Origin of the sequence: Hymenobacter sediminis, assembly GCF_003231285.1 — a bacterium.
Lineage (GTDB): Bacteria > Bacteroidota > Bacteroidia > Cytophagales > Hymenobacteraceae > Hymenobacter > Hymenobacter sediminis.
Window position 1 is genome coordinate 1 of the sequence record NZ_QKNS01000014.1, and the last position, 22,485, is coordinate 22,485.

At 54.3% G+C, this 22,485-nt stretch carries 27 protein-coding genes and 1 pseudogene; 8 read left to right on the forward strand and 20 right to left on the reverse strand.

Annotation, left to right across the window (positions count from 1 at the left end):
* Positions 1-1,207 precede the first annotated feature (1,207 nt).
* Entirely contained in the window at positions 1,208-1,558 is a 351-nt protein-coding gene (locus DNI29_RS23385) for an MmcQ/YjbR family DNA-binding protein (RefSeq protein ID WP_110980575.1), read from the forward strand.
* Positions 1,559-1,749: 191 nt separating this feature from the next.
* Here the strand turns inward: DNI29_RS23385 and DNI29_RS23390 are convergent, their stop codons facing one another.
* From DNI29_RS23390 to DNI29_RS23405, 4 genes are all read right to left on the reverse strand, one after another.
* On the reverse strand, positions 1,750-1,968 hold the full coding sequence (locus DNI29_RS23390) for a DUF4287 domain-containing protein (protein ID WP_110980576.1): 219 nt from the start codon (positions 1,966-1,968) through the stop codon (positions 1,750-1,752).
* A gap of 86 nt (positions 1,969-2,054) precedes the next feature.
* The gene (locus DNI29_RS23395; protein WP_110980577.1) at positions 2,055-2,627 is read right to left on the reverse strand and encodes a dihydrofolate reductase family protein; all 573 of its coding nucleotides are present in this window, start codon (positions 2,625-2,627) and stop codon (positions 2,055-2,057) included.
* A gap of 192 nt (positions 2,628-2,819) precedes the next feature.
* Complete coding sequence (locus DNI29_RS25210) at positions 2,820-2,942, reverse strand: hypothetical protein (protein ID WP_262510245.1); 123 nt, start codon at positions 2,940-2,942, stop codon at positions 2,820-2,822.
* A gap of 197 nt (positions 2,943-3,139) precedes the next feature.
* Positions 3,140-3,484, reverse strand: a complete 345-nt coding sequence (locus DNI29_RS23405; RefSeq protein ID WP_110980579.1) for a hypothetical protein — start codon at positions 3,482-3,484, stop codon at positions 3,140-3,142.
* A gap of 242 nt (positions 3,485-3,726) precedes the next feature.
* On the opposite strand from DNI29_RS23405, the gene DNI29_RS23410 reads away from it, so the two are divergent.
* Genes DNI29_RS23410 through DNI29_RS24355 form a run of 3 tightly spaced genes read left to right on the forward strand, consistent with a single transcriptional unit; the run spans position 3,727 to position 5,148 of the window.
* Positions 3,727-4,152, forward strand: a complete 426-nt coding sequence (locus tag DNI29_RS23410; RefSeq protein WP_123823413.1) for a hypothetical protein — start codon at positions 3,727-3,729, stop codon at positions 4,150-4,152.
* A gap of 15 nt (positions 4,153-4,167) precedes the next feature.
* A complete protein-coding gene (locus DNI29_RS23415; RefSeq protein ID WP_110980581.1) occupies positions 4,168-4,629 on the forward strand; it encodes a helix-turn-helix domain-containing protein in 462 nt (153 codons plus the stop codon).
* Between the two features lie 30 nt (positions 4,630-4,659).
* Positions 4,660-5,148, forward strand: coding sequence for a hypothetical protein (locus tag DNI29_RS24355; RefSeq protein ID WP_123823414.1), 489 nt, complete (start codon positions 4,660-4,662; stop codon positions 5,146-5,148).
* Positions 5,149-5,254: 106 nt separating this feature from the next.
* Here DNI29_RS24355 and DNI29_RS23420 read toward each other — a convergent pair whose 3' ends face one another.
* The 6 genes from DNI29_RS23420 to DNI29_RS23455 all read right to left on the reverse strand — a co-directional run bounded on the left by DNI29_RS23420 (position 5,255) and on the right by DNI29_RS23455 (position 10,164).
* Positions 5,255-5,776, reverse strand: a complete 522-nt coding sequence (locus DNI29_RS23420) for a hypothetical protein (protein ID WP_110980582.1) — start codon at positions 5,774-5,776, stop codon at positions 5,255-5,257.
* Between the two features lie 14 nt (positions 5,777-5,790).
* Positions 5,791-6,390 (reverse strand): SH3 domain-containing protein, encoded by a 600-nt coding sequence (locus DNI29_RS23425; protein ID WP_110980583.1) that lies wholly within the window; start codon positions 6,388-6,390, stop codon positions 5,791-5,793.
* A gap of 294 nt (positions 6,391-6,684) precedes the next feature.
* Positions 6,685-8,022 carry an SNIPE associated domain-containing protein gene (locus tag DNI29_RS23435; RefSeq protein ID WP_202910572.1) on the reverse strand — a complete coding sequence of 446 codons (1,338 nt, stop codon included), beginning with the start codon at positions 8,020-8,022 and terminating at the stop codon, positions 6,685-6,687.
* Positions 8,023-8,073: 51 nt separating this feature from the next.
* Positions 8,074-8,517, reverse strand: coding sequence for a tellurite resistance TerB family protein (locus DNI29_RS23440; RefSeq protein WP_110980586.1), 444 nt, complete (start codon positions 8,515-8,517; stop codon positions 8,074-8,076).
* 831 nt (positions 8,518-9,348) lie between these two features.
* Entirely contained in the window at positions 9,349-9,537 is a 189-nt protein-coding gene (locus DNI29_RS23450) for a hypothetical protein (protein ID WP_123823415.1), read from the reverse strand.
* Positions 9,538-9,732: 195 nt separating this feature from the next.
* Complete coding sequence (locus DNI29_RS23455; protein ID WP_110980589.1) at positions 9,733-10,164, reverse strand: hypothetical protein; 432 nt, start codon at positions 10,162-10,164, stop codon at positions 9,733-9,735.
* Between the two features lie 897 nt (positions 10,165-11,061).
* On the opposite strand from DNI29_RS23455, the gene DNI29_RS23460 reads away from it, so the two are divergent.
* The gene (locus DNI29_RS23460; RefSeq protein ID WP_110980590.1) at positions 11,062-11,418 is read left to right on the forward strand and encodes a hypothetical protein; all 357 of its coding nucleotides are present in this window, start codon (positions 11,062-11,064) and stop codon (positions 11,416-11,418) included.
* Between the two features lie 27 nt (positions 11,419-11,445).
* On the opposite strand, the gene DNI29_RS23465 is transcribed toward DNI29_RS23460, so the two are convergent.
* A complete protein-coding gene (locus DNI29_RS23465) occupies positions 11,446-11,745 on the reverse strand; it encodes a hypothetical protein (protein ID WP_110980591.1) in 300 nt (99 codons plus the stop codon).
* 541 nt (positions 11,746-12,286) lie between these two features.
* On the opposite strand from DNI29_RS23465, the gene DNI29_RS24660 reads away from it, so the two are divergent.
* Positions 12,287-12,463: a hypothetical protein gene (locus DNI29_RS24660; protein ID WP_162303741.1), complete on the forward strand. Its 177-nt coding sequence runs from the start codon at positions 12,287-12,289 to the stop codon at positions 12,461-12,463.
* Between the two features lie 237 nt (positions 12,464-12,700).
* On the opposite strand, the gene DNI29_RS23470 is transcribed toward DNI29_RS24660, so the two are convergent.
* From DNI29_RS23470 to DNI29_RS23480, 3 genes are all read right to left on the reverse strand, one after another.
* Complete coding sequence (locus tag DNI29_RS23470) at positions 12,701-13,063, reverse strand: hypothetical protein (RefSeq protein WP_110980592.1); 363 nt, start codon at positions 13,061-13,063, stop codon at positions 12,701-12,703.
* A 443-nt stretch (positions 13,064-13,506) separates the two neighbouring features.
* The gene (locus DNI29_RS23475) at positions 13,507-13,689 is read right to left on the reverse strand and encodes a hypothetical protein (protein ID WP_110980593.1); all 183 of its coding nucleotides are present in this window, start codon (positions 13,687-13,689) and stop codon (positions 13,507-13,509) included.
* Between the two features lie 522 nt (positions 13,690-14,211).
* Complete coding sequence (locus DNI29_RS23480; RefSeq protein WP_110980594.1) at positions 14,212-14,418, reverse strand: hypothetical protein; 207 nt, start codon at positions 14,416-14,418, stop codon at positions 14,212-14,214.
* 554 nt (positions 14,419-14,972) lie between these two features.
* Between DNI29_RS23480 and DNI29_RS23485 the strand changes: the two genes are divergently transcribed.
* Positions 14,973-15,212 (forward strand): hypothetical protein, encoded by a 240-nt coding sequence (locus tag DNI29_RS23485; protein WP_123823416.1) that lies wholly within the window; start codon positions 14,973-14,975, stop codon positions 15,210-15,212.
* Between the two features lie 1,092 nt (positions 15,213-16,304).
* On the opposite strand, the gene DNI29_RS23490 is transcribed toward DNI29_RS23485, so the two are convergent.
* The 4 genes from DNI29_RS23490 to DNI29_RS23500 form a co-directional block, all read right to left on the reverse strand.
* Positions 16,305-16,553, reverse strand: coding sequence for an alpha/beta fold hydrolase (locus tag DNI29_RS23490; RefSeq protein WP_162303742.1), 249 nt, complete (start codon positions 16,551-16,553; stop codon positions 16,305-16,307).
* A gap of 33 nt (positions 16,554-16,586) precedes the next feature.
* A complete protein-coding gene (locus tag DNI29_RS24665) occupies positions 16,587-16,730 on the reverse strand; it encodes a hypothetical protein (protein WP_162303743.1) in 144 nt (47 codons plus the stop codon).
* A 507-nt stretch (positions 16,731-17,237) separates the two neighbouring features.
* Positions 17,238-18,539 (reverse strand): PQQ-dependent sugar dehydrogenase, encoded by a 1,302-nt coding sequence (locus tag DNI29_RS23495; protein WP_110980597.1) that lies wholly within the window; start codon positions 18,537-18,539, stop codon positions 17,238-17,240.
* Between the two features lie 563 nt (positions 18,540-19,102).
* A complete protein-coding gene (locus DNI29_RS23500) occupies positions 19,103-19,447 on the reverse strand; it encodes a hypothetical protein (protein WP_123823417.1) in 345 nt (114 codons plus the stop codon).
* Between the two features lie 685 nt (positions 19,448-20,132).
* Here DNI29_RS23500 and DNI29_RS23505 point away from each other — a divergent pair.
* Positions 20,133-20,915 carry a hypothetical protein gene (locus DNI29_RS23505; RefSeq protein ID WP_123823418.1) on the forward strand — a complete coding sequence of 261 codons (783 nt, stop codon included), beginning with the start codon at positions 20,133-20,135 and terminating at the stop codon, positions 20,913-20,915.
* A gap of 114 nt (positions 20,916-21,029) precedes the next feature.
* Here DNI29_RS23505 and DNI29_RS23510 read toward each other — a convergent pair whose 3' ends face one another.
* The gene (locus DNI29_RS23510; RefSeq protein WP_110980600.1) at positions 21,030-21,443 is read right to left on the reverse strand and encodes a winged helix-turn-helix transcriptional regulator; all 414 of its coding nucleotides are present in this window, start codon (positions 21,441-21,443) and stop codon (positions 21,030-21,032) included.
* 408 nt (positions 21,444-21,851) lie between these two features.
* Positions 21,852-22,466: pseudogene (locus DNI29_RS23515) on the reverse strand (recombinase family protein).
* Positions 22,467-22,485: the final 19 nt, after the last annotated feature.

Below are 22,485 nucleotides of genomic sequence, written 5' to 3' on the forward strand. Positions count from 1 at the left end.
AGGCAACCGCGCAGGGCGTTGCTGATTGGCGCGCCAGCGCAGGAGGCTGTCGGCCAGATCCTCCACGGCATTCGCGACCCCCTTGGGAAGCGCACCGGAAGGCGTAGCGGGCAGAAGAGAAGCCAGCGCAGCCGTGAGCTCGGTGACGAGGGCTTGTTTGAGAGGTTTCACCTGCCTACCTACTCCCGAAGACGGAAGAGGTTACAGCGTAACCCCATATAGCTCGGCACTCCGGCCGTGACCTGTCACTTTCCAGCAGCTGCCAGGGGCTGCCTCGGTGCTATCTGATGCCGAGAAGTTGGTACAGGAACCTCTTACGCCAGTATAGAAGCGAAAAGCCCCGGCCGGAGATGGTCGGGGCTTTCTGGTTATAGCCCTGAATAGAAGCAGTGGAGTAAAAAAGAAAGAGCGGTACACGAGCCGTACCGCTCTTCGAGAAAGAAGCGGGTAGCATCTCGGCCCCGGCTCTTTAGGGAGAGTGCGTGCAAACACCAATGCAAACACACATTCTTCGTTCCCCTATTCCTAACGACAAGTGGTGAAGCAGGGTTATAGAGGAGTTTTGCTTAAAGCTCCTCTATCGGTTGGCCGGCGTAGACTCAAGGCACATAGCACCCTCGGCAGTAAAGGATATTTTTTATTATGATTTATCATATTGATAGCGTGTATGATATGATAAAAAATCCGTGTTAAACCGGATGCGTACTGTTACGGTTCTGCTTTCCTTTGCGAGATGGATAGTTCCCTGCGGGAAAGACAAGTTAAATGAGTTCTGACCCTGACCTATGGCACCCGTGTCCAGCCCTGCGCCTACGAGCAGCAGCTACTGCAGGAATACGTGCAGGGGCTCCACACGCTGGAGGCGCTACTCCACCTGATCGGGGAGCACCAAGCACAGTACTTTATTAAGCTCTAGACCCCACTAGAAAGACGAAAGCCCCAGCAGCTACGAACTGCTGAGGCTTTTCAGATCCGGGGGCCGGTTATGGGGCAAGGTATGAGAGGTGCAACGATACATCAAAGGCCTTGACAGCTCCCCCTGTCAAGGCCCGCCTGATTGGTAGATGGGGAAATCTACTTAACCTACGATGCCAACACGCCTAGCGGATTTCCTCATCCTACACTTCTGTCCTCCTCTGAAAATGACTTGTTATGGTCTGTAAATTTTACGGACCTTAATTTCTTCCAGAGTAGATATCTTAGCAATATGGCTGTTTCATTCGCAACCGTTCGGCAGCTGGCCGGGGCCTTCCCCGGGGTCAGTGAAGCCCTATGCTATGGCACTCCTACCCTGTACGCGGGCAAGACGATCTTGGCGCGTCTCTGGGAAGACGGCGAGACGCTGGCCCTGAAAGTTCCTCTGGAATTGCGGGAAGGCTATCTACAAGCCGATCCGGATACCTTCTTCCTGACAGATCACTACCGCACCTCTCCTATGATGCTAGTGCATCTGCCGTCCGTAGAACAGCACGTGCTGCAACCCCTCATCGAACAAGCGTGGCGTATGATAGTCCCAACTCGGCAGCGGATGGCCTATGATCAGGCGCGCCAGCAGTAAGGATTAGGATGGTGCCATCCGTGCGCAACTAACCAAAGGGCAGCAAACGCACGGATCAAGAAGCATTAAGAGCGAAGTAGGAGAATGGCTGGATACTAAACACACTACCCAGGGGCGTCAGCGCAACTGCCGTTGGTTAAACAACCAGCTCATTTCTTGTAAGGACAGCTCCGTGACGGTACGACGACTCCTTACTCCGTCTTACCCTTAAAGCTGGCATAGATAGCCATGGCATGCCCATGGCCCAGCTCAAATTCCTCCTTGAGCCAGTTCGTGATGACAGTTGCTTTAATCGACTCGACCAAGTGCCCGTTTTTTAAGAAGCCTTTTGCTTCCGCGAGTTGCTTAAAGTCGTCAGGACCTTTGCCGGTCTTGGCTTTGATGTTGTTGAGGTAAGCTTGAAAGGACATGGATTTGGGGAGTAAGTGGAAGGGGGCAGATGTACCGCGGTTTTATTGCTGGGGAAGTTCTTGTTGCGACAAAGCAACGACGGATGCTAAGCAGAAAAGGGGATTGCTTCGGGCTCACTTGGTCGATAGTAGAGTACTATGGCCCCGCCCCGAAAGACTTTGGTGTCGACCAGTGTCAGCATCATCCGGTCGTTTACATCTTCAAATAAAGGCAATCCGTTTCCTGCCACTACCGGGTACACGCACAACTGGAGCTCGTCAATCAACCGGAGTTTCAGCAACTGCACAATCAAACTCCGACTGCCAACGAACAGGTCTTTTCCAGCTTGTTGCTTGAGCGTCACCACTTCTTCTGCCAGGGGCTGGGTGGCCAACTGTGCACTGGCCCATCCCAGCTGTTTCAGCGTATGGGAAAACACCCGTTTGGGCACTTGGTCCATAACTACCGCGAAGTCATCCGTAGCGTGGGTGCCCGTCGGATTGGCTGCTATGGTTTGCCAGTACTTCATCAGCTGAAAGGTCGTCCGGCCGTAGAGCACAACACCCGCGTTGCGGAGCAGGTCCGCGTAATGCTGATGGATCTCCTCGTCAGGAATGCCAGCCGTGTGGTCGCAGACCCCATCCAGGGTCATATTGATGGCAGCAATAAGTTTTCTCATGTGGGGGCTAGTCGGGGAAGCACAAAGGTCGGCTGGCTAGCGCGCCCTAATGGGGGGCGATTGCGACAATTATAAGGGCATTTGCGCCTACTGGCTGTTGCTTGTCGCCACGCCGTATCAGGGTAGTGCAGCGGGCTTGGATTTATCGGGCCCGCTGCACTACGAAGTATCAGCCCACTGAGGGCAAGAACCTCATTTTACTGGGTGGGTACTTGTTTGCGGGCTATAATACTTTGTGCTGACCTTGTAACTCATGTAGACCAGCGCGAGCACCGCCGCCAGCACCACCAAAAGGCGCTTCAGGTCGGAATCCATGCTGCGAAACCAGAAAGCAGCTAGAATACAGATGCTTAGAAAGTAGACTAGCCAGAGCAGGGGTGGAAACATCGCGTAAGGGAGGAGGATCAATTGCACTTCCTACACGCGCACAGTCCCAAGTCACGCGCCTTGCGGGTAAGTTTATGCATGAACCAAGATAGCAAAAAGCCCCGGCCAGATGGTCAGGGCTTTTTCTATTTACCAGAACGCGAGATGCGTTTCTTCTTCAGTATGTTCTCGACGTCTTCGCGCAACTGAATCGTGCTTGGCGGCCGGGCCATCAACTCCTCGTATTCCGCGCGGCTCTCATAGTAGCCCGTTTCAAAGAGATAAGGATCGACGTAGTTTGGCTCTGCTACAGGTTCCTGGGGAAGAGCTCGGCGCACTACTTCTCGAACCTCCTGCTGCGTTGAAGCTTGGTAGATAACAGGACCCATTGCAGCTGCAGTCCCAACGGATAGCGCCTCCCAATCCCCTGTTTTCCAATTGCTGGACACACTAGGCGTGGCAGCTGGGGTAGGCGTGAGTGGCTTTTTCATGGCTTATAACAGAGAGTCGGTAAGCAAGTAAGATGAGCTTTCCCGATAGAACCTTGTTGCGCGAGACAAGTCTAGTATATTCGTAACCCTACAATATGTGCGTTTGATTGCATACCAAGAGATTTTGGTTGGCTTGTAGAAATTGAAAAAAATAATACCTTTGACTTAACATTTAAGGTAAGTTGGTCGTTTACATAGAAGAGTTCACCCACTTGCCGAAGGTTCGCTTCTATACTATTCGTTTGGAAGACGAAGATGATAGTGAGACCGATCGGTTTATTGAAAGATTCATTGCTAGTCATGAATACCGGCACGATTTGGAAATCATCTTGGCTTGGATCGAAGAGATCGGCCAAAAAAGAGGGGCTATGCCTCCGGGTGACGAAGAGTTGTTTCGGTCCGAACGTAGTGCAGTGGCATTACCGCCACCGACGGCTTACGGAAATAACTTACGTTTGTATGGATTCGTTTGCTCGGACGATATAGTTGTCCTTGGCGGAGGTGGCCGCAAGACCACCAAAAAGGCACAAGACGGGGATACTCGCAATGCTTTTCGTTTGATGAATCAGGTAGCCGAAGTGCTCCGACATCGATTTACAAACGGCACAATTCGAATCGAAAATCAACAGCTTGAAGGGTCTTATCAGAAGATAACGATACCAGGCTGATTCAACCACCCATTTATGGCAAGCAAATATTTCGGTAAAATCGAAATTGCACCTGAAGCGCGTCAATTCGTCGAGCGCTCATTTCTGATTGCAGATCAGATAAAGCATCTGCTACGTTCTCGTGGTCTAACTCAACGTGGCCTAGCCGATTTACTAGGCAAAAAAGAGCCGGAAATAAGCCGGATGCTATCTGGCACGCACAACTTCACGCTTAAGACAATCATTCGCTTGGAGCAGGCTTTGCAAGCTCGACTCTTCACGACTCCATACGAGGTACAAACTAACGCGACGGCACTGACGCTACACGATACAGTAGCTAATGATGAAGTGGTAGTAGCCGACTGGAAGCCAGTGAAGATGTTTCCGAATAAGGGCCGTTCGAAAAAAGAGGTTTCAGATCAGACTGCTTCCACTCAAAAAGCTGCTGAGGAATCAGCAGCTTTTTTTGCAGAAGAAGGTGTAATAAGCTTCTGCTAATTTCTCTTCCTAAACATCATACATTTTTCCTTGAATTCGCCTCTTACTCCAGCCGCAGGTTTTAAGGTAGATCAGATAAAGTTTTTGGAAAGCAGAGTGACTTCTTTCCGTATGGACAATCATCTAAATCTAGCAACGGATGGTAGGCGATTATCTGGTTTCGATTATAGCATCACTACGAGTCAGGATATTGATATAAAGAAGTGTGTTATTAGAGTTAAGATAGGTGTCGTATTGCGTGCTGTCTTAAAAGGTCAGTCTGATAGAATTGATACAGGAGCAATTGAGACAGAAACCGTATTTCAACTCAAACAACTACCTAAGTTCATGGTGGGCCTCAATGGGGAATCTGTAGAGCTACCACCTGCTATAGGAGGCACGGTATTAGGACTAGCTTATTCAACCATGAGGGGTACCCTACTTACCCTTGGAGCTGGTACTATATTGAGTAAAGCTTTCCTTCCAGTAGTTAATCCAGTGGTGTTGCTACGAAATTCAGTTGCTGAAGTAAAAGCGTAGTATTGGTAGTCAATAATCTAACAAGAAAGCCTCTCAAGTGAGAGGCTTTCTTGTTACTATCTTAGAAGAGTAAGGACTTAAGTACTATTGAAACAGTATGTGTGCCTTAGTGTTTGGTAACTCCAAGTTTACGTTCCAATACATCTATACGTTCCTTCAGTGCGTTGGCTTCTGCTTTGTCTTGCTTAGAATCGAATAAGGAATAGATAGAAATGGCTATGGCGATCAGTGCGGCAAGCCCGCTTATTTTAGCCCACTTTGTGCTGTCTAATGTTGCTTTGGCCGCTAGTTTATGGATCTGCGTGGCCTCCTCTTCTTTCTGCTGTTGCTGGTGCTTTTCTTTCCTCTCACGTTCCAGATAGCCCAAGTAACCACCATCGCTTTTGGCAATGCTGGTCCCTTGATTAGTGAGCTCAGATAGGCCATTTTGGTTAGGCCCATCATGGTTGATCAACAGGCCCATCTTTTCCATGGCACCACGCAGAAACCGCCCTTCATCCTTGGAGATATTAAGCGCTGGATCGCCCTGTAGTAGGCCGATGTATCCTTTGGTGCCATGAATGCCGATGAGACCTTTGTCCAGGATTTTATGAATGGCTTGTTGTTGTTCTGATGTAAGTATAAGCATTGAGTAGAATTGGTTTAGTAGCACTTCATACACTCGCGCAGCCCGAGACCACGCGCCTCACCGGTACTGGCCACCTTCGTCGTGTAGGTGCACCGACGCATGGCCGAGCAGTCCTCACTACTGTGATATACCTGCGTACGGCCGTTATTGCAGATGTACACCCTGGGACCAGCAGACGCTTTCGGTACCGCTTTACGTACCACCGGGCGAGCAACGGTAACTTGAGGTGCCCGGACATCCACGGTGCTTACCTGGGCATACGCCTCACCACCGCTAGCCTCAACCGAGGCCCAGTCAATCGTTTCCGCCGTGACGTCCTGCTGCTGGGTGACCAGGTACTCCGACTTAACGAAGCCGAGATAGGTATCCACCTGCACCTTGCTCCAACCATCGGGGCGCTCGGCAAGCACTGTTACCCGGCTGGCCCCGTCGATCTTGGCCAGGGCTACAGCGGAGGCGGAAGGTAGTGCTCGTAGGGTGAGGGAGGAAGCGTTAACGTAGTGGTAAGCTGTCGTCTGTTCTTGAGACTCTACCTGAACTGTTGTATCAACGACTTGGGCGGAGAGAGCAAGCGGGAGCAGGCACAGGAGCCAGAGGAGTAGGGGCTTCTTCATTGAGTGTGGTGGTACTGTTGAGATAGAAAAGTCCCTCAAGTTGAAGGGCTTTCACGTTAGCTATTGCTCTTACGCAGCATCGCTATGAACCCGATACCTAAGAGGCCGATGGCTCCAGCCTTGAACAGTTTTGGGTGATCTTCTTGAAACTTGGCTATTTTCTTTAGGCTCCGGACAGTTCTCTCTACTGTTCCAAGCTGATCACTGGTTCGAGGTTTCGATGTTTTAGGTTTACGTTGGGCGTTTGTGCGTTTCGAAAAGGTAGACATTGTAACTACTAATTAGGGTAAGATTTTACTGCTGTGGTATGTTCTCTGTGAGTATGGCTAACGTCTTACGATACTCTATAGCCTCGGCCTTGTGTAGGAATTCAATGGCGCCATGGTTTGCCTGAACAGCGTCTGCAATTTCCTTGAGCGTGACACGGAAGAACTCTTTGCGCTCATTCACGCGATTCAAACGACGGTGATTGAAAAGCCGATGTAGTGTGTTTTCCAGCTTGGGAGCATCTTCACAGTAGATGACGGCGTGCACATCGAACTGGAAGGGTACAGAGGCATCTCCAAGCTCTTTCACCCGGTCTAGAGGGTCCAAGCGACGAGTCATACCAATCTTGTAGACATCCTCACCGAAAGAGCCAATGTTGGAGATGACGTACACATGACCACACCGCGTGAGCTGGGCCTGCGAAATGGCCCGTGCTTTCACTTGTTGTGCCGTTTCCAGCTTGCCCTGTAGCTCCTGGATTTGAGCCAGTAGCTTCTGCTGCTTGTCACCAGTAGCTAGCTCAACTTCTCGTTGTGCTTTCGCTAAAGCATCAGCGTAGCGCTTCTCCTCTTTCTCGGCCTCAAGCTTCGCCTTTTCCAATTCGCGCTGAGCCAGTTCTTCCTCACGCATCTGCTCCCGGATTTGGCGTTGCACTTCTTTCTCGGCTTGTACCTTCTCCTGGTATTCGTGGCAGAGATAGAGTTCTTGTAAACGCAGATCTAGATAGCCCCGCGCAATGTGGCACTGCTGCGTTTCCACCATCTTATTGATGGCATCGTAGGCTTTCCGAATGCGAGTTTCCATCACGAGTACATTGCTGTACTTCACCTTCGAGATAGCAGCATCGCATTCACCATTGAAGGCCCGCAACGTCAGCTTGAGTGTCTGATTGATTTGCTTACGTCCTTCTACTTTACTGCCGTTTACCGTCCATTCCGTAGAACAAGTGGCCGCCGTTTTATCGGAGATCATCTTTTTCTGCTTGGCATAAACGTCGTTGAGCTTCTGCTGGTAGTGAGCCGAAGTGCCAAAGTCGTAGCGTGGTTTGTACAGACCGAACGACTGCAGATTCGCTGACTCCTCTAGTGATTCAAACTCCGCATGCAGTTCATCGACTTGTCCTTTCAGGATGCGAAGGTCTTCCTGTTGTTGCTGCCTCTCTTTAGTAAGCTGCACTGTCTCTGCTTGAACACGCTGCTTCTCGGCATCTACATCTACAATGGGCCGGAAGCGTTCGGTAAGAGCAGTATGCTCCTGTTGAAGTGTGGTGTGAGTGGACTTGAGGGCGCTGAAACTACGCCATACAAGCAGGAGGCCTGCGCCCAGTAGGACGCAGACTAAGATGAGTATCGAGATCGTCGACATCGTGATAAATAGAGTGAGGGAGCACATGTATGATGCGCTCCCTCGTACTGCTTAGCCTTTGTTCTTGATCAGGATAATCTCGATAATCGTCATGCAGCGCTGTGGATCAAGCTCCAATGCTCCCTGCAGGTGCTCCAACATTTGCTGTTCAGCAGCTCCAACGTGTCCGTCAGAGGCAGAGAAATCCACGCAGGTAGCAAACAGCGTCTCACGCAGCTCAGTTGGTATCTGCGGTGCGGCCATAGATACAGCTTGCTTCATGTCCCCTAAGGCAATCACCTTGGGAGCAATACGGCGATAGATGCCCACGATGTCATGGCCGCGGAAGAATGCCTTCTGCTGGCTGAGGGCTACCAGGGCATTGATTTCCTCATTATCCACGTTGCCGTCGGCCGACATGCACGAATAGAGGATGGCAAAAAAGGCATCACGCGAATCGGTGAAGGGGTTAGTTTGAGCAGCCGAGTTGCTGAAGACTTTGTCGAAAAGTCCCATAGGGTAAGAGTATAAAAAATGAGGAATGAAACACGTGCAATAGGGGCGAATAGGGCAGGTTGGCTGAGAGCCACAGAACAGGGTCTGAACTTACGAATAGTGGAGCTTACTGCCAACAGCTGATGTAGCTACAGCGGTCTTTTTGTTGCCGAGCTATGTGCTGGTTATCTTACCTGTATGAAACACTTCTATACCCTCATTCTATCTTTACTTCTCATCACAAGTGCCCAATCTCAAGACTGGCTCACAAAGGAGCAATGTAAGCTTTTAGCCGACACCACACGTGTGACTACAGAAGATACTACTACAGGGGCCTGCGCCAAGGAGTGCCGGCGTGCTGCCCAGTCGGTGGCCTACCCGATTATCTCTCACGAGCAGGGTGGGCGGAAATAGGCGAGGAGTATCACTCTCCCACAAGCGCTACCCCTCCGGGTACTCTACTCACTCTTCCCACAGAGTGATCGCAGGCAAAGGTCACCCCTCCCAGCGGCATATCCTACCCCCTTTCCTCTGTAGGCACAAAAAGATAAAGCGGGCCCCCTCCAAGAGACCCACTTAGTCTAGTCCTTTCAGCAACCCTTCAGTCTACGATGCAACCGATTCACCAGCAATTGTAGCGGCTGTGCTTCATCGAATACTTATCGGAAATCACGCCCGAGCGGGCTAGATGCGAATAGCTATCTGGAAGATGGCAGTACCTGCCCCCGACTCGGAATGAACTGCGGTGCCAAGGCAATCGAGCTGTGCAGATGTCCTATCCGTAGAGGAAGGTCTGTTCGCCACTACGCATGCCGAGCACCTGCTGCTTGTAAAGGTGTTGCTCGAGCAGGTTTAGGCGGCCAGTCGCTCGGGTAACTCCGCTGTGGGAGTATTTAGGGGTGTTTCTTTGGACAGTGGTAAGGGCAGCACCGGCACCGTGAGTGGGGTGGCGCTAGCAAACAGGTCGGTGTCGCCCAACAGCAGCAGGGCAAGAACAGCCAGCGAGGGCTGGGTAGGGGAGGGGAGCAGCTGAGTGTGCATGAGGGCAGGAAGCGAGCGAGCCAGAATACCCAAAGGTATTCTGCCGGCAGGCCATCAAACCAAGCTAAAAGCTCGACCGTTGTGACTAAGAGCGAACCAAGGCAAAGCTGAACAGGAACAAGGTCACCCCCTCCATCGCCTTAAAACGCCCTTGCTTCGGCTAAGACCGCTACCTACAACCGACTATTACGCCCTTCAACCAGTCGGCTGCTGCTGACAAATCCATTCTCTTGCCTGCTCGCGGGAGCTGGCCACGCAGAAGCGCACCTCGCGCCGGCGCACTTGGCACAGAAAATCGGCAAAGCCGACGTGGGCAAACAACTGCCGGGGTGGGATCAGGGCATAGCACCACCCCCCGGCCGCTTGGGCTCTCGGGAGCCAGTCATAGAGCAACCAAGTATGGTAAGCGAGCGGAAAAGACGGCAAAGGCGGCTGTTTAAAGATCACCTTGCCCCAGCCGGTGCGGTGCATGCACCCGAGCAGCTCATTCATCACCCGCTGCGCTGCCGACAGGCTCCACTCCGTCGAGTGCCAGATAACCCGCAGGTACAGTCCCTGCGCTTCCTCCAGGATGACGGCCGAGGCATTCTCGAAACAAATAGATGGAACGGCAGAGAAGGGGCACATACGGGAAGGGAAAAAACGGTGAGAGGTGCAAGGCAAAGTACAACGAATGGTTGAGCTTACGAAATTATATATTCACTAACTTATTGATAATCAAATAGTTAAATTTATATTGATTTCAGAATATACAGCCTCCACATCACTTTCTACCGCGAGGGTCAGGTGCGCCTGGCCAAAGCCGCCACTCGTTACGTCAACAGGGACCTTCCCGCCGAATCCCGTCCTGGCGCTGCCACTGAACCCTAGTAGGTGGAAGTTGCCTTTTCCATAGCGAAAGAGCACCGACTTCTTTTCCTGGCGGATCAGACCTGCTCCAAAGCTGCGGGCTGGCGCAACAGCATGCGCTTGGGGCCCTTGCCACTGCTGGTGCGATGCGCCTCAAAAACAAGTAGATAGACAGAAAAGCCTCACCCGGAAACGAGCCAGGCTTTTGGTTGCAATAGGGGCGGCTCTACTGCTGCGGGACACACACTTGTAAACCCGGAGCAAGCGCAGCGAACCTAGTACGTTTCCGGCTGAGAGTCCAGTAAAAATTTAACGTAATAGGTTTATTCCATGAAACTCCGGGAGCGCTACCGGCAACGGCAGGGCCCAGTCGTGGTGAAAGCCATGGGGTGCGGTCCGTGTATGCCTCCCCTAGCCCTGAAGCAGCAGATCGTAGCGGTCAAGCCGTTGGAGGCTCTCTCCCGGCAGACGGATCCAGCCGCCGCTAATCAGCGGCGGCAAGGGTGCCAGAGAGCAGTAGTCAGCTTAAGAATAGCTGCTGGATAGCCTGCCTACGCTAGCATTAATACGTGTTTTTCTTGTGCGAATACGAGAATACTCGGAGGCGTTTACCGCAAATTTGATCGGACCTTTGCCCGGAGAAAGCTTCGCGCTAGATAAGCCACCTCCCGCCCCATGAACACGCCTTTTACTCTTCAGCTGGAGCACCACCAAGGAGCTACTGGCCTTCGCCTGCGGGGCAACTGTTGCAGTTCGGCGGAGGCTACCGCGTTCGTCGAGGCCATTCAGCATCTGATCCAGGCCGGCACCCGCATCCTGTGGCTGGATTGCCACCAGATCAGCAACCTGGCCCCAGCCGGCCAGCACGCCGTGTTGCAAATCGAGCGGCTAGCTGCCTTCCACCAACTTGTGGTCTATTGGTGTGGCTTTAGTGGCCGGGTGATTCAGCAGCTCTCAGCCTCGGGCCTGTACCTGTTGCTACGCAACCTGCCTGCCAGTTCCTACTGGGCCGGCAGCGACAACCCGGCGTGAGCGGTTGGCTTCTCTGGCGAGCGGCCATCAGGGAGCCGTTTCCACTGCGCTGGGCTTTTCCAGCCATTGTCTGGCCTGCTCGGGGGTAGCAAAAAACTGACTTTTGATACCGTAACGCCGCCGCCCTTTCGTGCACACATCCACGGCCTGCAGCCGCAGATCCAGAGGCAGAGCGGCCACAACGGCTGCGTGAGTCAGCAGCCGGTTACTACCCACCTGGGTAAGCCAGTCCGAGAGCAGCCAGCCTATACACTCTTCGGTGGCTGTGGCCCGTAGGCGCTGGTCAGTCAGTAGCTTGCGATAGCCGGTAGCTTGGAGAAGGTGCAAGACCTGAGTAAACACCGCTTGTGCTGCTGCCGAATCTCGGGAGCCAGGTCCCCAGACTAAGTGCAGGTAGCCTTCCGATCGGATCCACAACTCCCCCGCAGGCAAACAATAGTACGTAGTCATTGAGTGCGTGCAAAAAATGAGTGGCGAAAGATAGGGCACTTCCGCCCAATACCCAGTGCGTAAGGCAAGCAGTAGGCCACTACCCGCTGGAACCGGTGCTGCACGGACATAGAAAAGAGTCTCTTCCCGCGACGAGTATGGCAACCCGACACGTTGAGCTCGTAATGAGCTACTAAAAGGGCTCCAAATCTCGGCCGAACTCTCGCCCTGCTACCTTAGCACAGAGGCAGTAGGGGCGAGGTCTTATGCCTCCGGCAGGTCGAGTGATTGACTCACAGCAGTAGTGCAAGCCAGCGGAGAAAAGGCTGCGCCCAACGCCTGACCACGCGGCGCAGCTATAAAGTGGAAAAAGGGCAAGCGCAACCATAACAGCTCAGCAGAAAGGCTCGTAAGATATTGGTAACCAATCCCATACGCTATGAGAAACATTGCCACACTACTCTTGCTGACGACGCTCGGCCTAGGCGCCTGCGACAATGAGAATGATAAGGAGCAGGAGCCTAGGGAAGAGGACGTGCAGACGGAAACGCTGACGCCGGCCCCGACGGCTCCCTGCTCATTGCCGAGGACGGGGCCGGGGTCGTCTGGCGCGTGAGCTACCAAGGAAATTAAGGCCGGCCAATCCACACAGGTATGAAGTCAAAAGCCCTGACCATCCGGCTGGAGCATCTTGTTTTGACGGTCTCTGCGCTCCTTCTACGCGTTTGCTGCCTTCCGGCATAAGAGCCCCCAGCACGAGCTCCTTTAGCTAGGTGCAGCGTGAAGCGTGAAGATGTTTATTCGTTTCATCAGTGATTGCTCGCCCTAATGTCTGGAGAGCAAAAACTGCATTTTACCGACCAAATATCCATCGCGAAAGGTCGCTACCAGTGGAACAGCGGCAGCCGCCGTTCCACTGGTAGGGACGCGTGCGCCCATCGGGCAAAACCTCCAGCAGGGAGCCTTCGCCCATGCGGGCTGCTCCCTGCGCGTAGCGCGTTTTCGTATACGTGGTCGTATCGCTAGGGCTGGTGCCGCCTGGGTGCAGGCGATGGAAGTCGATCTGCGTGACACCCCCGGGCCGGAGGACACGCTGGCTGGCGGTTGGGGGCAGGGCCGGGCGGTCAGGGAACAGCAGCCATACTATTGTAACCAGTAGACCCAAGGCCAGCAGAAACGCCGGTGGCGGGGCATGGAAGTCACGGAAGATAGACATAACAGCTAGGAGGGATAGGGTAACGCACCAAGCTTTGCGTACGGTATCGCCCGGGGTAACGAGAACCTCCCACAATAATAAGCCCTGTTCGACAGCCCTCGTCTGCAGAGGCCGATGTGAAGTCCATAAAATCCACAGACCACAGCAGGTCAGCTTTTAACGGACAAAACCATAGGACGAAATAATCAGGCTGACGGATGATCTAACATAAGGCAATAAACCCTGATTCCGTGGCCGGGGCTTTTTGTAATAGGTAAGACTAAACCAGTAAGTGTGTTGGCGTCGTAGGTTAGGTAGATTTCCTCATTTACCAATCAGGCAGGCCTTGACAGGGGGAACTATCAAGGTCTTTGCTGTATCTTTTGGCTTCACTGATGGTACTCCTCTGTCTGGAAAGCCCCGGTAGCTCGCAGCTGCCTAGGTTTTCGTACTTCTAAGGTAATCTATAGCTTAATAAAGTACTGTGCTTGGTGCTCCTCAATCAGTTGGCCAAGTTCCAGTACGGTGTAGAGCCCCTGAACATTTTCCTGCAGTAATTGCTGCGCATAGGCAGAGGGCTGGATGCGGGTGCCATAGGTCAGGGTCAGAACCCATTTAGTTTGTCTTTCCCGCAGGGATCTATCCATCCTGCAAAGGAAAGCTGAACCGTAACGATATAGCTCCGGATAAATACGGGTTTTTATTGTATCATGCATAGTATCACTATGATAAATCATTAATAACGCGATTCTTACGACTCGGTTTGCCATCGGCTTTGTGCACATGCCGCTTCATGCAAAGAATAGCTCTAGACAAAGTTTCTCTATAATCCTACTTCATCACTTGTCGTTAGAAATAAGGAAGCGAAGAATGGGGGTTTACTAAATGGTTACACCCACTCTCCAAAAAGCCGGGACCGAGATGCTACCGCTTCTTTCTCCAAAAGGGGGGTGCACGCGCTGTACTGCTCTGCCGCTTCTACAGTATCTCTGCTATTCTGAGCTGTGACAGCGCCCCGACCATCTGGCCGGGGCTTTTGTGTTCATGCCTGCTAGGCAAGGGAATTCTGCGTTTACAGGTGCCTACAGGATTATGAGCAAGTCACTGATGAGCACTGCGGCGCTACCCGCCAGCACACAGGTAAGCAGTCCCATCCGCCGGGAGCATAGTCACCCGCCGAGTCCAGAGCTGAGCAGCAAGGCAAAGGTGCCGAGCAGAGAGTCCAGCCCTAGCACCACCTGCGTGCCCGTCAGGCTTGCTAGGCTACTGGCGCCCGGTGCCCTGGGATGCAGCAGGATTACTAGCCTGGCGCTAGCCGCCACTACCACCATAAAGGCCACGGCGGCAAAGGCCATGCTGGCAATGGCCCAGCTCATCGCGTGTGCCGGGGCGAGGCCATCATTAGCAAGGTACCTAAGAAGGCGGCCGCAAAGCCTCACTAAGAAGGCACTCAGGAGCCGAGTTGCCGGGCAATCTCCGCTAGGTAGTCGGGAATCAATGGAGCCATAGGGCTGGTACAGTGAGCAAGCAATGGAACATTCACAAATTTTTAACTTGTTTAACTGCCGCCTCTTTACACTCTGGCAATAAGACAGGAAAATTCCCAGCCTTCCGGCCGGCCCCAGAGCTCGCCGGCCGGCAGGGACGTATAGGTGTTCATTTGTTCCATGCTCTTGTCCCTAGTGATCCCCTAGCTACAGGACGGGCAGCTGGATAAAATATCCGTGTTTATCTGCTGGACAAATCCGAGTTTATCCTGAAGAGTAGAAGAGAGACAGGAGGTAACTTTACTCCAGTACACGGGAGAAACGCTTGGTAAGGGATGGTACCTACTTTTACGACTGAACTTGGAAGATACCGCGGCGATAGCGAACTACGCCTGCATGGCTCCTGTTGTAATACTACCGATGCCGATCACCTCGTGGCGGCCGTGAAGCAACTGCTGGCCGAAGGCGTCTCCACGCTTTGGATGGATTGCCAGCATGTGCAGGTTATGGATCGCTTGGGGCAGGAAGCGATTCTGCAGATTGAGCGGTTGGCTGCGCGGGCTCGAGTGGTTGTCTACTGGCGAGATTTTTCGGAACCGGTCGTGCAGCAACTCTCCGCAACGGGACTTTATTTGCTGCTACGTCATTCTCCAATCACCCACCGTGGGAGTTATTTTGACTAACGCTCACTACTCTGCAACCCGCTGCAGTAGGCGTTGCACGGCTTAAGACAAAACGCTTTCCCGCGACGAGTACGCTACCCAGATTCATTTAACTCGTGGCGAGCTACTAACAAGGGCTCTGTATGTGGTCCGAATCTTTGTCCTTGCTGAGGCAGCGTCGAGGCAGTCCCAATTGCACCAGCACGGGGTTTGCTACTTTGTAGTCAGCTCCCGGGATGAAGCGCTGGCTTGGCTTCGGCAGCGGCCTGTTGCGAAGTAAGCAGAAATTACTTAGATGCCTCATTGGACACGACTAACTGACTCTTACGAGTTGAAATCAAGATGTTTCTGACAAACTGCAGCGTTGCCTTGGTTCTTTCCTAGCCACAGCGGTCGAGCTTACGGCCTGGCCAAAGCACCTCATGAGTAGAATCTTTGGCGTAGAGGCTGCCCTTCTCCTTACCATGCAGGCGTTGCTGGCCGTTTCGGCGCACTGATTACTTTGCGCTACCAGAGGCAGGTATAGCTAAGCGATGACAGGCTTGGTTGTAACTTCAGTTACCCTTCCCTCATGCGCCTAATCTGGTTGCAAATCGAACGTTTGTGCAATCCCGTCATCTTTAATTTGTCACGTCACCTTTTACAAACAAACCTTTTGGAAAGCAGACTAGCGCCTGGCTGAGAAAAAGTAAACAGCACCAGCAAATGGTTCTAATCCCTCCGGGTAAAATTCCGTTATTGAGGTGATGATATGCTGCCTTCGTTTGCGGGCTACCGAAGAGCCCTTCCATTTAGTTGAGATGAAGCACCCGGATCTGCCCTACCTAGATCACTTTGTAGAGGGGCGGGAGGTAATCATGGTCGTGGGGGGCCAGTCCACTACCTGGAGGATCCAAAGCTTAACGATGGTCGTGGAAGATCCTGCGCAACCGTTAACCGATGTGACCATAGAGCGAATAGAATAACCTGCATGGACGCTTTATTAATATCTTCGTTCTGCACTTAAGGAACCACTAGGCGCAAGCCTGAGAAGCCCAAGTCATTCGGCCTAGGCTCACGGCTGCTAGGCCACTCATTATACCTTGGTTGAATGAAACGGAACGAGGGAATTAGTTAATGAGCCAGGAAATAGTCGATTGCGGTCAGCGTTTCCATGGGTGCACTGAGGTGGCGGCAATGCCCACTAGTCTGTAACGTGACCCGTTCGGCTTGGGGCAAATGGCGCAGCAGGTAGTCGCCTACTTCCGGTGGGGAGGCCACATCATGGGTGCATTGCACGACCAGCGTGCGCGTAGATAGGTACGTAACATCGGCCCGGTTGTCCGACAGGAATGCAGCCCGGGCGAATTCCTGGAGCCTCATGGGCTCATTCTCACAAAACATCTCGGCCAGTTCCTACCCCAGCGAAGCCTTTTGGTCGGGCCCTAACAACCAACCAGCAAACATGCGGGCAAAGGTACCCTGGTCCGCCGCCATCACCTCGAGCAGCTGCTCGATGTCAGCCCGCTCGAAACCGCCATAGTACCCCTCTTCATTCACGTAGCAGGGAATGTACCCACCGAGTGGCTAATCACCACAATGTGTTGTAAGTCGAGTACCTGACAGATGGCCAGGAGTTGGTGGGCGTACCCCGTTAAGGACGAAGCCGACTCTGCTACCACATCGATACTGACCTAATCGAAGAGAATAAGTTGGTAGCGGGTGGCCAGAGCAGGAAGCAGGTGACGCCAGATGTGTTGGTTACAGCCGAAGCCATTACAGAATACCAACGGGGGCCCTTGGCCGAGTACGCGCACATGGTGGCGCTGCAGGAGCGCTTCCGCTGCCGAACACGAGGAATCAGTAGAAACTATCAGAATCAGTATCTTAAGGTGGGAGAGAGCAAACCGCTCAAACCGCAGGGTAGAACTTTACCCACTAGGGCAAGTGAATATAGTGAATTCGAGGTTCTGTCGCGAGCCTTTTCGCCAACAAAGTAACCTTCACCTAAGAAGCTTTACCAACTCGTTGGTAAAGCTTCTTAGGTGAGAAAAAGTCCTAGCTTAATTAATTTCCTTGGTAGCTCACGCGCCAGACCACCCCGGCCCCGTCCTCGGCAATGAGCAGGGAGCCGTCGGGGCCGGTGATCAGTCCTACTGGCCGCCCCCACACCTGCGGGGGAGCGGCTTGCCCTTCATTCAGCTGCCAGCCCGTTACGAAATCTTCATACCCCGCCCCGCGGCCATCTGGGCCTGCCGTCTCCGGCACCCCCGCGGCGTTCATGCGCACGCGCACCACTTTGTAGCCCGAGCCTACGGAGCGGTTCCAAGAGCCGCGCATGGCCAGAAACAGGTCCCCGCGCGCATCTTCAGGAAAAGCGGTACCCGTGTAGAACGTCAAGCCCAGCGCCGCGCAGTGGGCCCGCAGCAAAACCTCCGGCGTGCGGGTAGCCGCGACCTGAGCCGGGGCCGGCGCGCTGATGCGGGGGTCGCGTTTTTCCGGCGCGAGGTAGGCCCAGGGGTAGCCGAAGAAGGCGCCGCGGGGTACGGCGGTGGCGTAGTCCGGCACCAGATCATCGCCCAGCCCATCCCGCTCGTTGACCACCGACCAGATTTCCCCGGCGCGGGCGGGATTCACGGCCATGCCTTGGGGGTTGCGCAGCCCGGAAGCGTAGGTGGTACCGCCGGTACCGTCCAGGTTGTATTCCTGAATGGTGGTACGGCGCGCATCCTGCTCCACGCTGGCGTTTTCAGAAGAGCCAATGCCCACGTACAGCTTATTGTTGTAGATCATCAGGGAGCGGGCGGGGTGTTGGCCGCCGCCGGGTAGCTCGACGAGTTGGGTCGGCTGGCCCTCCGCTTGCTGTTGTCCGCTGCGATAGTCGTAGCGCAGAATGGCGCCGGAGCAGGCCACGTAGAAGTAGTTGCCAGTAAAGCCCATGCCCAGCGGGCGGTTCAGCACGCCGCCGGTGGCCCACACGTTGCGCTCATCGGCCCGCCCGTCCCCGTTCGTGTCGCGCAGCACCATGATCTGGTTGAGCATCATCTGGGCCACGAACACGTCGCCGTTGGGGGCCACGGCTAGCCACCGCCCCTGGGGCAGGTCGGCGGCGAAGGTATTGACCGTGTAGCCTTGGGGAGCCCGTAGGCGGGCGTTGTCGGGTCGCTGCTCCAGCAGTTGGGGGTAGTTGGTGACGGATTGGCTGGCGAAAGGGGCAGGCAAATCGGCCACGCGCAGGGTTGTGGTGGCGGGCGACAGCGTTTCGGTCTGCACGTCCTCTTCCCGAGGCTCCTGCTCCTTATCATTCTCATTGTCGCAGGCGCCTAGGCCGAGCGTCGTCAGCAAGAGTAGTGTGGCAATGTTTCTCATGGCGTATGGGATTGGTCGTCTAAAGCCATACGGCTTAGACAGCAGGCTGTTATGGCTGAGCTTGCCCTGCGCTATCTGGTTATTCCTCACGGACAGTGCTTGATAGATAGCCTAGAATAGGCAACTATCATTTGATCGGGATTATATCCTTACTCCTATCCAGTTCGTTTTTACCGGCCCAGCGCAGCCTGATTCGCGGCTTGTATCAGCCGTCAAGATTTTAGCTGTCCACTCGGCCTGGTTAAACTGCTGCTGACAGACCACTAGCGCTATCTGCTACTCTTGTGTTAGGGAAGCGGGCGTTTGCTCCGGAACGGAAGAGTCCGGGGGGCAAGTGAGAGCGCAGGGCCTGCTGAGGCGTGTAGTCTGTAGGTCCAGGTTGATGGTCAAGCAACCCCACTTGGCAGCCCGGAAGTGTAGGTGCACGGGTGGGTTGTCATGGTGAAGGCGGTGGTTGACCTGCTCGATGAGGTTACTTAACGCGAGCAAGGCTGGTGCCAAGTCGCGGGTATCCATAAGGCCTTCGCGTAGAGCAGAACCGTCGTAGAGGACGTGGGGAATCACTAGTCCAGGTGGGCCACCAGCTGCCACGCTGGCCGAGCGCTCGCTTCGTTGCCGGGCATGGCCTCCTCCAGCCGCCGGCGATACACCCGGACGGGTCCTTTATCTGCGCGGACGTAATACTGCGAGCCGGCTCCGGCATGATACGTTTGGAAGAGCAGAACCGCTGACGGGGGGATCTGTAAGCGAGGAGCTTGGTCCAACGCTAACAAGGAAGGCTCGGTGTCTTCCCCAACCAACAGGCTATCCGACTGGGACGTCGGGTACAGATAGAGCGTGAACAAGGGCACTTCCCCATTCGTGCGTCCCGTCGGGAAGGCTTTTAGATGAACCGTACGCCCAGGCAAGAGGATTGGCTCCGCCGACCGGGTGGGTTCGGTAGTCCCTGATGCAACAGGTGGGGAGGAAACTGCGAGGATCGTATCAAGTGAGGAAGCCGAATTAGCCGGTCTCTGCTGTGCAGCAGGACGGCTGTCACAGGCCGCCCCCCCTATGCACACAAAGTTCCACAAGAAAGTACGAAACAGGATACGAGGGGACAGAGTCAGGAAAGGGGAATACAACATAGAAGTATATAGCTGGACAGTTTCGCACAAGTATACGCTTGCCTTATTTCGTTAGGTTTTCTGCCTATCACAACGAAGCACAGGGACTGAGCTCTTCTCCGGAAGCCTGTAGCAGAGCCGAACTATGTTGATCCTTACATCTTCGAAACAGGTTACTACGAGAGCCGCGCGGAATACGAGGAGCTGATGGCCCGGCCGCCAAGCACGATTCAGTTGCGCGAAGACGTCGATCCGAAGCCAACCAGTCTTGCTGGTCCATTTCGCCTTCGCACGTTTACCCATTTTGCATCGGGAATAAGGGTGCTTGATCCACCCGCTTCCTGAAGCCCCGGGGCAGACCAGCCTTGGGGCTTCGTCTTTTCAGACAAGGCCGGCTGGGTGACTTACCGTGCGATAGGCGAAAGATACGGCAACAAACGCTCTTTACCTGGTAGAATGGCACCTTTAGCTACTTCTATCCCCCCGCTTGCTACCAAGCCATAAGCTTGAGGCTGCGTACCGCTCCTCTTGTCTGAGTAAGGCATCTCACTTTCCTAATGCAGCGTGCGCTGCCGTTTCGCGACTTTGGCCTATGCACATTTCTACTTCTGAGCCTGAGGGCAAAAGGACCCTATTTCCCCGCCAGCATGTGCGGCGGCAGGTGGGCAAAGCGTTGGGTCACCTGGTGCCGGCCGGTATTCTCGCCCTCGGCGTGGGCCCGCTGTTTTCCGGAGCGGAACCGTTCACGCTGCTCGCTGGCGTGGAAGTAGTGGTCGGCCTTACGTACCTCGTGCTCATGGTGCGGGAACTGCGCCATTTACGTCAGCATCCGCTGCACCAGAAACCCATTGCGTGGCTGGAGTTGGCAGCGGCGGCCATCCTCGCGCTGGAAAGCTACCATCTCTGGCACCGGCATCACGCGACCCAGGTGGCGGGTGCCCCGCCGCGTACGCATGTGCTGCCGTGGCTGTATGCGCTGGTGGCCCTGCTGTACGTGGGATTGGCGTTCTCCTTGCAGTGGGTGACCCAGCGGCGCTACCTGCATCTGCACGCGGAGGGTCTATCGCTGCGCACCGGCCTGTTTTCGCCCGTCCACCGGGTGCGCTGGGCCGACTTGGCGGCGGTGGAGCCGGTTGGCCCCAGTGGCGTTCGGCTCCGCTACCGCGACGGCCGGGAATACGATCTCGACTTTGCGGGCTTCCGGCAGGGCGCGGCCCATCGTGACCACTTATTGGCGCACGCTCATACAGCCCGCATCGGCCAGGCCTAACCCTGGCCGCTAGAGGGAGGACCTTTGCAGTCTGCAGGCAAACGAAGAATAGCAACAGCCCCGACCATCCGGCCGGGGCTTTTTATTTATGCTTAACCTTATCACCAAAGTCCGTTAGGCCAAGGTTTCGCGGGCGAGGCGTTTGTATTTCTCAATAGCTACACCTTTTCCGGTGCGGAATTCTTCCAGCAAGCCAACGTCGATGTCGGTAGAAAAATGCTGCGCCCCCCAGAGAACGAGCTCGACAAGAATGGGGAGTGTAGCAATGCCTTTTTCCGTCAGGTGATAGGTGAACTTCGATTTCTTGCCCGGCGCAACGACTTTGGTCAACATGCCATGCGCTTCCAGATTCACCAAACGGTCGGCCAGAATGTTGGTCGCCATTTTCTCCGCTGACTGCAGGAATTCTCCATACGTCGATTTCCCCTTAAATAAGATATCACGCAGGATAAGCAGAGTCCACTTATCGCCGAGCACATCAAGCGAGGAACTGATGGGACAGGCAGAGCGCTGTTTGAACGATTTCATGATTATAATTAATTTTCTCTTGCATTTTGCAAGAAACAAATGCTACTTGCTCTTGCGCTTTGCAAGTGACGATTGGTCCGAAGTTCTACTACATCAGTCCCTCTTGTTTCATTCCCACCTTTTAAACAGGATTTAGTCATGCGTGTCGTCAAGTTCGAGCAGACGGGAGCCGTCGGCCATTTAATTCTGTGTGACCCGCCCGAGAATCAACTCGGCCGGCGCTGGGCGGACGACCTGCGCCGCGCGGTACACGAAGCGAGCGAAGCCACAATTCGGGCACTGGTGGTGCGCGCTGAGGGCCCAAATTTCGGCACAGGCGGTGACGTTGGGTGTTGTTAAACAAATAGGGTAAAACCTCCGAGTCCATGGCTAAAAGGGGTTCTTCTTCCCAAAGAGCGGATTTACACGCTAAGCACTTTTTAGCTTCTGGGCGTAATTGTAGACGGTGCCATAAGCCAGGTCTAACTGCTTGATGACTTGATTCATAGATAAGCCATTGCGCAGAAGCTGCGCAATGGCCTCCTGCTTAGACTGGGCCAGTGGCGGCCGGGCCACATGCTTGCCCTGGGCTTTGGCCCGGGCCATGCCGGCGCGCACGCGCTGGCTGATGAGCGCGCTCTCAAACAGGGCCAGCGAGGCCATGACGTGGAACACCAACTCGCCCGTGGGCGTGGTGGTGTCGATATTTTCCTGGTAGGAGACGAAGTCCACCCCTAGGCTCTGGAATTCCTTCGGCGCGTTGACCAGCGCCTGGGTCGAGCGGGCAAAGCGGTCGTAGCGCCGGACCAGCACCGCGTCGAGCTACCGGTTCTTGGCCGCCGCCATCATCCGTTTGTACTGAGTTCATTCCTCGCTGGTACCCGAGGCCTAGTCCACGTATTCATCGACAACGGCAAAGCCGCGGCGCTGGGCGTACTCGCGCAGCGGCCGCAGCTGCGTTTCCGGGGCCTGCCCTTTGCCGAGGGTGGAGACGCGGGCATAGAGCGCCACGCGGGTGGGCTGGTCGGTCGGGTTGGCGGGCATCGGAGGTTATCAAAAAGGA

What these genes read in the sequence shown, in the direction of transcription:
- DNI29_RS23385 (WP_110980575.1), top strand. Translation starts at nt 1,208, where the DNA reads ATGGCTGTTTCATTCGCAACCGTTCGGCAGCTGGCCGGGGCCTTCCCC.
- DNI29_RS23390 (WP_110980576.1), bottom strand. Translation starts at nt 1,968, where the DNA reads ATGTCCTTTCAAGCTTACCTCAACAACATCAAAGCCAAGACCGGCAAA.
- DNI29_RS23395 (WP_110980577.1), bottom strand. Translation starts at nt 2,627, where the DNA reads ATGAGAAAACTTATTGCTGCCATCAATATGACCCTGGATGGGGTCTGC.
- DNI29_RS25210 (WP_262510245.1), bottom strand. Translation starts at nt 2,942, where the DNA reads ATGGATTCCGACCTGAAGCGCCTTTTGGTGGTGCTGGCGGCGGTGCTC.
- DNI29_RS23405 (WP_110980579.1), bottom strand. Translation starts at nt 3,484, where the DNA reads ATGAAAAAGCCACTCACGCCTACCCCAGCTGCCACGCCTAGTGTGTCC.
- DNI29_RS23415 (WP_110980581.1), top strand. Translation starts at nt 4,168, where the DNA reads ATGGCAAGCAAATATTTCGGTAAAATCGAAATTGCACCTGAAGCGCGT.
- DNI29_RS23420 (WP_110980582.1), bottom strand. Translation starts at nt 5,776, where the DNA reads ATGCTTATACTTACATCAGAACAACAACAAGCCATTCATAAAATCCTG.
- DNI29_RS23425 (WP_110980583.1), bottom strand. Translation starts at nt 6,390, where the DNA reads ATGAAGAAGCCCCTACTCCTCTGGCTCCTGTGCCTGCTCCCGCTTGCT.
- DNI29_RS23435 (WP_202910572.1), bottom strand. Translation starts at nt 8,022, where the DNA reads ATGTCGACGATCTCGATACTCATCTTAGTCTGCGTCCTACTGGGCGCA.
- DNI29_RS23440 (WP_110980586.1), bottom strand. Translation starts at nt 8,517, where the DNA reads ATGGGACTTTTCGACAAAGTCTTCAGCAACTCGGCTGCTCAAACTAAC.
- DNI29_RS23450 (WP_123823415.1), bottom strand. Translation starts at nt 9,537, where the DNA reads ATGCACACTCAGCTGCTCCCCTCCCCTACCCAGCCCTCGCTGGCTGTT.
- DNI29_RS23455 (WP_110980589.1), bottom strand. Translation starts at nt 10,164, where the DNA reads ATGTGCCCCTTCTCTGCCGTTCCATCTATTTGTTTCGAGAATGCCTCG.
- DNI29_RS23460 (WP_110980590.1), top strand. Translation starts at nt 11,062, where the DNA reads ATGAACACGCCTTTTACTCTTCAGCTGGAGCACCACCAAGGAGCTACT.
- DNI29_RS24660 (WP_162303741.1), top strand. Translation starts at nt 12,287, where the DNA reads ATGAGAAACATTGCCACACTACTCTTGCTGACGACGCTCGGCCTAGGC.
- DNI29_RS23470 (WP_110980592.1), bottom strand. Translation starts at nt 13,063, where the DNA reads ATGTCTATCTTCCGTGACTTCCATGCCCCGCCACCGGCGTTTCTGCTG.
- DNI29_RS23475 (WP_110980593.1), bottom strand. Translation starts at nt 13,689, where the DNA reads ATGGATAGATCCCTGCGGGAAAGACAAACTAAATGGGTTCTGACCCTG.
- DNI29_RS23480 (WP_110980594.1), bottom strand. Translation starts at nt 14,418, where the DNA reads ATGAGCTGGGCCATTGCCAGCATGGCCTTTGCCGCCGTGGCCTTTATG.
- DNI29_RS23490 (WP_162303742.1), bottom strand. Translation starts at nt 16,553, where the DNA reads ATGAGGCTCCAGGAATTCGCCCGGGCTGCATTCCTGTCGGACAACCGG.
- DNI29_RS23495 (WP_110980597.1), bottom strand. Translation starts at nt 18,539, where the DNA reads ATGAGAAACATTGCCACACTACTCTTGCTGACGACGCTCGGCCTAGGC.
- DNI29_RS23510 (WP_110980600.1), bottom strand. Translation starts at nt 21,443, where the DNA reads ATGAAATCGTTCAAACAGCGCTCTGCCTGTCCCATCAGTTCCTCGCTT.